General features: G+C 74.1%; 6 protein-coding genes and 1 pseudogene. 2 read left to right on the top strand and 5 right to left on the bottom strand.

All coding sequences use genetic code 11. From position 1 onward, the window contains the following. Positions 1 to 436, bottom strand: a pseudogene (locus SSNG_RS42990) (hypothetical protein); the annotation flags it as partial. 298 nt (positions 437 to 734) lie between these two features. Between SSNG_RS42990 and SSNG_RS17095 the strand changes: the two are divergent. Next, entirely contained in the window at positions 735 to 2,828 is a 2,094-nt protein-coding gene (locus SSNG_RS17095) for a PhoX family phosphatase (RefSeq protein ID WP_007265122.1), read from the top strand. 19 nt (positions 2,829 to 2,847) lie between these two features. Here SSNG_RS17095 and SSNG_RS17090 read toward each other — a convergent pair whose 3' ends face one another. The 4 genes from SSNG_RS17090 to SSNG_RS17075 all read right to left on the bottom strand — a co-directional run bounded on the left by SSNG_RS17090 (position 2,848) and on the right by SSNG_RS17075 (position 7,757). Next, on the bottom strand, positions 2,848 to 4,104 hold the full coding sequence (locus tag SSNG_RS17090; protein WP_042801195.1) for a HAMP domain-containing sensor histidine kinase: 1,257 nt from the start codon (positions 4,102 to 4,104) through the stop codon (positions 2,848 to 2,850). Further along, positions 4,092 to 4,802: a hypothetical protein gene (locus tag SSNG_RS17085; RefSeq protein ID WP_007265120.1), complete on the bottom strand. Its 711-nt coding sequence runs from the start codon at positions 4,800 to 4,802 to the stop codon at positions 4,092 to 4,094. The genes SSNG_RS17090 and SSNG_RS17085 overlap by 13 nt, the downstream gene beginning before the upstream one ends. A gap of 58 nt (positions 4,803 to 4,860) precedes the next feature. Further along, a complete protein-coding gene (locus SSNG_RS17080) occupies positions 4,861 to 6,858 on the bottom strand; it encodes an FUSC family protein (protein WP_128636998.1) in 1,998 nt (665 codons plus the stop codon). 71 nt (positions 6,859 to 6,929) lie between these two features. Further along, entirely contained in the window at positions 6,930 to 7,757 is an 828-nt protein-coding gene (locus SSNG_RS17075; protein ID WP_007265118.1) for a hypothetical protein, read from the bottom strand. Between the two features lie 164 nt (positions 7,758 to 7,921). On the opposite strand from SSNG_RS17075, the gene SSNG_RS17070 reads away from it, so the two are divergent. Then, positions 7,922 to 8,335, top strand: coding sequence for a hypothetical protein (locus SSNG_RS17070; RefSeq protein WP_007265117.1), 414 nt, complete (start codon positions 7,922 to 7,924; stop codon positions 8,333 to 8,335). Positions 8,336 to 8,848: the final 513 nt, after the last annotated feature.

Here is an 8,848-nt window from a genome sequence, read left to right as displayed (position 1 = left end):
TGCGGCCTCTTCGGCGGGGGCAGCGGCGACGGAGCTCGGCCTCCTGCACCTGCGCTGCGGCCTCGGCCGCCGGGGCCTCGGCCCCGGTTCCGCTGGTCGGCTGGGCCGGGACCGCGGCGGGGGACTCCGGGGTCGCGGGAGCTCCCGTACCCTCCGGAACCGCCGGAGGCAGCGGGCGGCGGGCTTCCGGGACCGTGGGGTCCGCCGCCGGGGCCGGGGCGGCGGTGAGCACCGTCCCCGGCTCACGGTCGCGCGGCGCGGACTGCGGCGGGACCGTCGGGTTGTCGAAGGACGCCGCCACCAGTTCGGCGGCCGCGTCCAGGGGGGTCCGTTCGGCCTGGTTCGGAACGGCCGCCGACGAAGGGGCGTCCGACGTCTCGGGGACCGGCTCCGCAGTCCGTCCGAACACCTTGCGCAACAAGCTCCGAATACCCATGGGCCAGGCCTTTCGCATGAGTGCGTGCGTCATTTGTCCGTGCTGCGCGGTTGATCCCTGCCCAGAGTGGACACGTAAGGTTATCGGCCCCTTGGCTGGAACTTCGGCAGGGGCGCCTTTCGTGGCGCCCGCCCTCCCACCCAACCGGAGCCCGTCCCCGAACTCCCCCTCCGCCGTGCCGGGTTCATCCAGCGTTCACCCCGCCGCCGCCGCATTGGCGCAACACCCGCCTACCGTCGCGGCTGAATTCGTACCGACACGTCGTCGGCGCCGTGCACTCTCACCGGAGGACACCCTCGTGCGCAAGCTCCTGCCGCTCATCGGCAACCCGCATGGCAGCGGCCGTTCCGCTCTCACCTGCCGCTACCGCTGCGGCGACGCATGCTTCCACGAGGTGCCCAACACCAGCGACAACGAGTACGCCGGCGACGTCATAGCCCGCGCCTACTCCCGCCGCTCCATGCTGCGCTCCGCCGCCGTCGTCACGGTCGCCACCGCCGCCGGCACCGCCGTCACCCTCGGTGCGGGCGGCGGCCAGAACGCCAGCGCCGCCCCCGTGTCCGACACCGAGGCCAAGCGCGCGGGCGAGGCCGCCCGCGGCCTGCGCTTCAAGCCCGTCGCCCCGAACACCGACGACAAGGTCACCGTCCCCGAGGGCCACGAGCAGAACCTGGTGATCCGCTGGGGCGACCCGATCCTCAAGGGCGCCCCCGCCTTCAACCCGGACAAGCAGACCGCCGCCGCCCAGGCCGGCCAGTTCGGCTACAACAACGACTTCCTCAGCCTGCTCCCGCTCGGCGGCAAGTACGAGCGCCAGCAGCTGCTCGTGGCCAACCACGAGTACACGGACGAGAACCTCATGTTCAAGGGCTACGACCCGGCGAACCCCACCCGCGAGCAGGCCGAGATCGCCTGGGCCGCGCACGGCCTGTCCGTGGTCGTCGTCCAGGAGGACCACCGCAGCGGCAAGCTGACGGCCGTCAGCCGCCACCAGCTCAACCGCCGCCTCACCGCCACCAGCGAGTTCCGGCTGACCGGCCCGGCCGCGGGCAGCGCCCTGCTGAAGACCTCCGCCGACGCCACCGGCACCAAGGTGCTCGGCACCCTCAACAACTGCGCCGGCGGCACCACCCCGTGGGGCACCACCCTCCACGGCGAGGAGAACTTCAACCAGTACTTCGCCAACGCCGGCCAGGTCACCGACCCGGCCCAGGCCGCCCGCCTGAAGCGCTACGGCGTGACCTCCGGCGCATCCGAGCGCAAGTGGGAGCGGTTCGACAAGCGCTTCGACGTCGCGCAGGAGCCCAACGAGCCGCACCGCTTCGGCTGGGTCGTCGAGCTCGACCCGTACGACCCGAACTCCGTCCCGCGCAAGCGCACCGCCCTCGGCCGCTTCAAGCACGAGGCCGCGCAGCCCCGCCTCACCGAGGACGGCCGCCCGGTCGTGTACATGGGCGACGACGAGCGCTTCGACTACTTCTACAAGTTCGTCTCCTCGAAGCGGATGATGAAGGGCGACTCGCGCGCGGCGAAGGAGCACAACCTCACGCTGCTCGACGAGGGCACCCTCTACGTCGCCAAGCTCACCGGCGACTCCCCGGCCGCCGGGATCGACGGTTCCGGCAAGCTCCCCGCCGACGGCGAGTTCGACGGCTCGGGCGTCTGGATCAAGCTGGCCACGGCCTCCCCCTCCGGCAACGTCTCGCACGTCGAGGGCATGACCGCCGAGGAGGTGTTCGTCTTCACGCGCCTGGCCGGTGACAAGGCCGGTGCCACCAAGATGGACCGCCCCGAGGACGTCGAGCCGTCGCCGCGCACCGGCCGCGTGTACATCGCGCTGACGAACAACACCGACCGCGGCAAGCCGGGCAAGGCGGGCGCGGACGAGGCCAACCCGCGCAACCTGAACAAGCACGGCCAGATCCTGGAGCTCGCCGAGAACTTCGACGACCCGGCGGGCGACGGCTTCGCCTGGCGGCTCTTCCTGGTCGCCGGCGACCCCAACGACCCGGCCACCTACTTCGCGGGCTTCCCGAAGGACAAGGTCAGCCCGATCTCCTGCCCGGACAACGTGGCCTTCGACCCGCACGGCAACCTGTGGATCTCCACCGACGGCAACCAGCTGGGCTCGCACGACGGGCTGTTCGGCGTCGCGACGGCCGGCGAGCGCCGCGGTGAGCTGAAGCAGTTCCTGACCGTCCCGCGCGGTGCCGAGACCTGCGGACCGCTGGTCCAGGACCGGCGCGTGCTGGTCTCGGTGCAGCACCCGGGCGAGATCGACGGCGCGTCCGTGGAGAAGCCGCAGTCGGTGTGGCCCGACGGCCCGGGCAAGATCGTCCGACCGGCGGTGGTGTCCGTGTGGCGCAAGGACGGCAAGAACATCGGCGTCTGATCCCGCCGGCGGGGCTGTTTCAGCCCGGCTCCGGCAGCCGGCCCACCGGCAGCCGGAGCGTCGTCAGCGCACCCCCGTCCGGGGCGTTGGCGAAGCCCAGCTCGATCTCCAGCACCGCCGCCTGGCCCGCCGCGATCGTCAGGCCCAGCCCGTGGCCGCGGCCGCGCCCGGGGTCCCCGGTGCGGAACCGCTTCGGGCCCTGCTCGATGAGCTCGGCGGGGTAGCCGGAGCCGTGGTCGCGGATCACCACCACCGGCCCCTCCACCGTCACCTCGACCGGGGGGCGCCCGTGCTTGTGGGCGTTGACCAGCAGGTTGGCCAGGATCCGGTCCAGGCGGCGACGGTCGGTGAACACCACCGCGTCCCGCACGATCCGCACCTCGGCGGGCAGCCGGGTCCCGGCGACGGCCCGTTCCACGGCCCGGCCCAGCTCCACCTGGGCCAGGTCGGCCCGCTCCACCCCGGAGTCCAGCCGGGAGACCTCCAGCAGGTCCTCGGTGAGCAGGTGCAGGGCCTTCAGCCGGTCGTTGATCATCTCCTTGGGCCGGCCCTCGGGCAGCAGCGAGGCGGCGGCCAGCGAACCGGTCAGCGGGGTGCGCAGCTCGTGCGCGACGTCGGCGGTGAACCGCTTCTCCGCCTCCAGCCGTTCCTGGAGCGAGGCGGCCATCGAGTCCAGCGCCTGCGCGACGTCCCGCACCTCGTCGTGGTAGCGGCGCGCCCCCGGCCCGGTGTCCGCGGGGAAGGCCACCCGGGCGTCGAGGTCCCCGGCGCTGATCCGCCGGGCGACGGCGGCGGCCGTGGTGAGCCGGCGGCTGATCCGGTCGGCGAGGAACACGCCGGCCAGGGCCACCACCCCGGCCGCGACCACCGAGGAGACGAGGATCGCGGTGTCGATGTCGCGCAGCCGGTGGCGCGTGTTCGCGTACGGGATCCACACCGCCAGGGCCTTCCGGTCGGCCGGCCCGGCGGCCCACATGACGGGCTTGCCGTCCTGGGTGCCGACCATGCTGCCGGTCCGTCCGCGGGCGACCAGCTCGCGCAGCGGGCGGGGCAGGCCGGGCGGGTCCAGGGCGACGTTCACGTCCCCGTGCGAGGTGCCGTACTCGTAGTGGCCGAGGGCGTGGTCGAGGTCGCGTTCGACGTCCTTGCGGACCTCGCCGACGACCTGCCGCGCGACCACGTTGTGCACCAGGATCCCCAGCGCGGCGGCCACCGTGCAGCACACCAGCGTGGTGGTGAGGGCGATCTTCCAGCGCAGGCTGCTCAGCGCGCGCATCGGGTCCGTCCCTCGCTCAGCGGGACGTCCGTGATCGCCGGGCAGTCGTCCAGGGTCAGCTGGGTCAGGCTCATGCTGCGGGCCTTCGGGTCCCACACGTAGTCGGAGACGGAGATGTAGGCGGGGTTCGAGGTCGGTTCGCGGACCGCCAGGTGCTCGGCGGCCACCTCCACCCCCTCCAGCACTCCGCGCCGGGCCAGGATCCGGGCGATCCTGCCGTCGCCGCGGACGGTGTAGACGCGCAGTTCGCTGAGCCGGCCGTCCACGTCGAGGGCGGTGATCAGGTCGTCCTGGCCGTCCCCGGTCAGGTCGTGCAGGACGCCGGGCCGGACGGGGCAGTACGGGCCGCCGTCCACAGCCTGTGTGCACAGCGCGAGCCGCTGGACGGCCCGGGGGTCGACGAGGCGGCCGGTGCCGCCGTCCTCGGCGGTGGCGGAGGTGATGTCGGCCCGTACGACGGCCAGCGCGTCCACCCCGCGCATGCCCGGGCCCTTCGGCGCGGGCAGCCCGGGCACCGCGGCGGCCGCGCCGGGCTGCTGCCCGGGACCGGGCGGGTCGGGGCGGTACTCCTTCCACAGGGTCTTGGGGGCGTGCGCGGTGCCGAGGTCGCCGGAGCTGCGCAGTCCCTCCACGTCGGCACAGCCGGCCGCGGCCGCCGCCAGCAGGGCGGCGAGCACCAGCGCGTGAGGGCTCCGCATGTACCGATGCTCCCCCGCCCCCGGCCTCCCGGCCCGGCCACTGCTCCGTCCGGGGGCGTCAGGAGGGGAGGTGGGACATGGCGCGGGCCGCCGCCAGTTCGTGGTGGACCGGGGACAGGACCCCGGCTGCGGCGGGTTCCGGCGGGGTGTCCACGCGGACCGGCATCCGGTTGCTGCGGACGCGCTCGGCGAGTTCGCGGAGCTGTCGCGCGATCCGGTCGACCTCGCCCGCCGCGGGCGGGTCGGCGCCGTGGTTGACGCGGACCCGGGCTGCGGTGGTGGCGTCCACGATGCGCTCCACGGCCACCACCAGCGGCCACCACGCCGCCGCCCGGTCCCCCGTGGGCGGCGGTTCGGTCAGGGCCCGCTGGAACTCGCTGCGCACCCCCGACAGGTCGCGGTAGATGCGGCGCCGGGCCTGGAGACGGGACTGCCGGGCGGCGCGCAGCTCGGCGTCGTCCGCGACGGGGGCGAAGGCGCGCTCCACGTAGCGGGCGGCGTCGTCGACGGTGTCGGCGAGCCGGTCCCCGATGCGGGTGTGCCAGCTCTCGGGCCACAGCAGGTAGCCGGCGACCAGGACGATGGCGCAGCCGATCAGGCTGTCGAGGAGCCGGGGCAGGATGAGGTCGAAGCCCTCGTGGTTGAGCTGGTCCGACAGGAGCAGGATCACGGGGGTGATGGCCGCGGTCTGGAAGGCGTACCCCTTGGCGGAGAAGACCGGGATCAGGGCGGCGAGCACCATCATCACCGGTACGTCCCACCAGCCGCGCGGTACCTCGGCGAGGACGGCGGCGGCGAGGACCAGCCCGACCGCCGTGCCCAGGGCGCGCAGGACGGCGCGGGAGAACACCGAGCCGAAGTCCGGCTTCAGGACGAAGGTGACGGTCAGGGCCACCCAGTAGGAGCGTTCCACCTCGATCAGGGAGACGAGGGACTGGGCGAGGCCGATGCACAGGGCGAGGCGCAGCCCGTACCGCCAGGAGGCCTCGGACAGCATCATGTCGCGGACCCCGCGCCGGGCCCGGACGCGCAGTGCGGCCGGCCGGCCGAGGCGGTCGTCGACGTTGTACGGGTCCGGTTCGGCGAGGTGCACGATGGCCGCGGCGTGCCGCAGCGCGGAGTCGATGGCCCGCTCGGACGGGGTGTGCGGGGCGGGCAGGGTGAGGGCGGGGGTTCCGGTGCGGCCCTCCTCGACGGCCGCGGCCAGTTCCCGTACGGCCGCCGGGATCTCGGCCGGCAGCGGACGGCCCCGCAGGTGGGCGGCGGGCGCGGCCTCCGCGATCGGGATCAGTACGTTCAGCTGGGCCAGCATCCGCACCAGGGAGGGGCTGCGTCCGTGGACCCGGGCCCGGCGGCCGAGGACGAGGTCGTAGGCCTGGTTGAGGGCCTGGGTGACCTGCTGCCGGCGTTCGTCGTAGACGTCCTGGGGTCCGCCGCAGGCTTCCAGGGCACCGGCCAGCGCCCGGTAGGTGGCGGCGACGGCGGCCCGTTCGGGTTGCCTGCCGCGCAGGGGCCAGGCCAGCAGGGTCAGGGCGAGCACGAACAGTCCGCCGGCGGTGAGGAGCAGCGGCGCGGTCCACCAGGGCCGGGGCATCGGCAGGCCGGCTCCGACGACGGCGTTGAGCAGGAGCAGCAGTCCGGACACGGAGGCGACCGTGCCGATCGAGGAGACCATTCCGGAGACGAGGGCGACGAGGGTGAGGACGGCGACGGCGAGCCAGCCCTGCCCGTAGACGAGGGTGCCCACGGCCACGCCGACGGCGCCGAAGGCCTGCGGGACGGCGATGTTCAGGACCCGCATCCGGTAGGCGTCGGCGGTGTCGCCGAACACCCCGGCGAGGGCGCCCATGGAGACGAGGGCGCCGTATTCGGGCTCGTCGAGGGCGAAGCCGACGGCGAGCGGGACGGCCATCGCGATGCCGGCGCGGGCGGCCGCCGCCCAGGGGATCGGGGCGCTGCCGGGCCGCAGTCCCGCGAGCAGCCAGGCGGGGGGAGCCAGGGGGTGGGTCCGGGATCGCCCGGACGGTATGTGCTCGGTGCGTCGTTCGGTGGTCATTCCGCTTCCGTGTCGCCGCTCGCGAATCGGTCGTTCTGGGGAGTTCTGCGGAGGATGGGTACCTTCCGAGCTTATGGGGTGCGGCGGAGCCGGCCCACCAGCCATGCGGCGAGCGCGGTGGCCAGTCCGACGGCGAGCACCACCCAGGCGGTGGTCCGCAGGAAGGCGGTGAGCGCGTCGTACACGGCCGCCGCGGCGGGCCGGTCGACGTCGGACGGCAGGTCGTCGAGCGTGATGCGGCGGCACACGCCCACCGCGGCCCACAGCAGGACGGCGCCGACCGCGAGTCCGGCGCCGGTGGCGAGGACGGCCCGCCTGCGCCGGACGGCGACGGCCACGGCCGCCACCGCGAGGACCACGGTCAGTACGGGAAGCCAGACTCCGGCGATCTGGAGCACGTGGAACCCCTCCCGGAGCGCGCCGAGGTTGTCGTATTCCATGACCTTCACGCAGAGGTGGGTCTCCGGGATGCGGTCGGCGAAGGGCACGCCGTCCGCCATCAGTTCCTCCTTGACCTGCGCGATCACGGGCGCGAGGTCCACGGTGACGGCGTCCCCGTGGCCGGTGTTCAGGGCGTCGAGGAAGGCGGTGTGCGCGGCGCGGTTGGCCGTCTCCCAGGCCGTGCGGTAGGCGGGGGTGCCGGCGAAGGAGCGCAGGGCGTCACCGAGGAGGGCGTCCACGGCGCCCTGGAAGGGTCCCGCGTCGATCTGCCCGGAGAGGGCCCGGGTGGCCTGGACGACGACCACCTCCTGCACGGCCGGGTCCTTGGCGAGCGGGGCCATGGCCGCGGTGTAGTGGTCGGCGTCGCCGAGCCGGCGGTCGGCCCAGTACGCGACCGCGCTCGCGGGCACGAGCAGGGCCACGAGCACGATGAGGGCCGCCGACAGGTAGGTGCGCACGTCACCAGGGAAAGCCGGGTGCCGTGGCGGGCGCCACCCCTGCTGCTGCGTCCGGGGGCCCGCATTCCCTCCGGGAGCCCGGTCCGCACCGCCCGGACGAGTGATCCACTTGCCGCTCCGGGGTGCCGGGTGTGCCCTTGAGGGTGGAAGAGAGGAGCCCCGCCATGGCACATGCGGCACCCACCGTCCCCCGGCGCCACCGTCAGATGACGTCGGCGGACGCGGACCGGCACACCGACCGGAACCGCCTGATCCGCGCGCTGCTCATGGGCCTCGTCTACGGGGTCTGGGCGGCCTTCATCAAGCGCCAGATGGGCCCGGTCGACGCGGGCAACGTGTTCTACGGGATCCTGTGCGGCGTGATCTTCGCGGCCGTCATGTTCACCCTCGCCCGGGTGGGCCCGAAGCTGAAGCGGGAGCTGCACGCCGCCGCGTACGGGGTCTTCGCCGGCATCGCCGCCGGCTACCTGCACAGCCTGACCAACGAGTCCGTGCTCCGCGCCACCACCGTCGGCCTGTTCGTGGGCCTGGGCGTCGGGATCGGGGCCTTCTACCGGTACTACACGCGGGAGGACTGAGCCCCGCGCGCGGGACCGGCGCCGGTGCCCGCATACTCTGAGAGCGCGGCTACCGGTACCGTCGTGTGCCGTCCGGCGCCACGCTGCCGAACCGGCGGGCTGGTCCCGCTGCGGCTGCTCGCCCGCGGAACCGGGCTCGGGGTCGCGCTCGGCGTGTGGCGGTGGCGGGCTGCGGGACGGTCCGGTCGGCAGGGGCCCGGTCGGCGCGCGGGCGGTCCTGGCCCTCCTTCCGGGCGGGCGGGGAGAAGCGGGCGGCCTCGGCGCGGAGCATGGCGTTCAGGGCGGCGTACGGGTCGATGGGCATGGCGGAACCTCACGGGTGCTTCGGGGGTGTGGGGGGTTGCGTACGCTGCTAGGGCCTGCCGTCAAACTCCCGCCTGCCCCGCGACGCCTGGCACGCGCTCTCGCCGCACCGGGCGAAAGCCCAAGTACGTCCAGTACGCGGGCTTCCGCCCGGCACGCCGAGAGCACGCACCAGACGCCGCGGGGCCGCCCTTCGGGCGACGACGGGAG

Source organism: Streptomyces sp. C (genome assembly GCF_000158895.1).
Classification (GTDB): domain Bacteria; phylum Actinomycetota; class Actinomycetes; order Streptomycetales; family Streptomycetaceae; genus Streptomyces; species Streptomyces racemochromogenes.
This window is presented reverse-complemented; position numbering and strand designations above follow the sequence as displayed.

What these genes read in the sequence shown, in the direction of transcription:
- SSNG_RS17090 (WP_042801195.1), bottom strand. Translation starts at nt 4,104, where the DNA reads ATGCGCGCGCTGAGCAGCCTGCGCTGGAAGATCGCCCTCACCACCACG.
- SSNG_RS17085 (WP_007265120.1), bottom strand. Translation starts at nt 4,802, where the DNA reads ATGCGGAGCCCTCACGCGCTGGTGCTCGCCGCCCTGCTGGCGGCGGCC.
- SSNG_RS17080 (WP_128636998.1), bottom strand. Translation starts at nt 6,858, where the DNA reads ATGACCACCGAACGACGCACCGAGCACATACCGTCCGGGCGATCCCGG.
- SSNG_RS17070 (WP_007265117.1), top strand. Translation starts at nt 7,922, where the DNA reads ATGGCACATGCGGCACCCACCGTCCCCCGGCGCCACCGTCAGATGACG.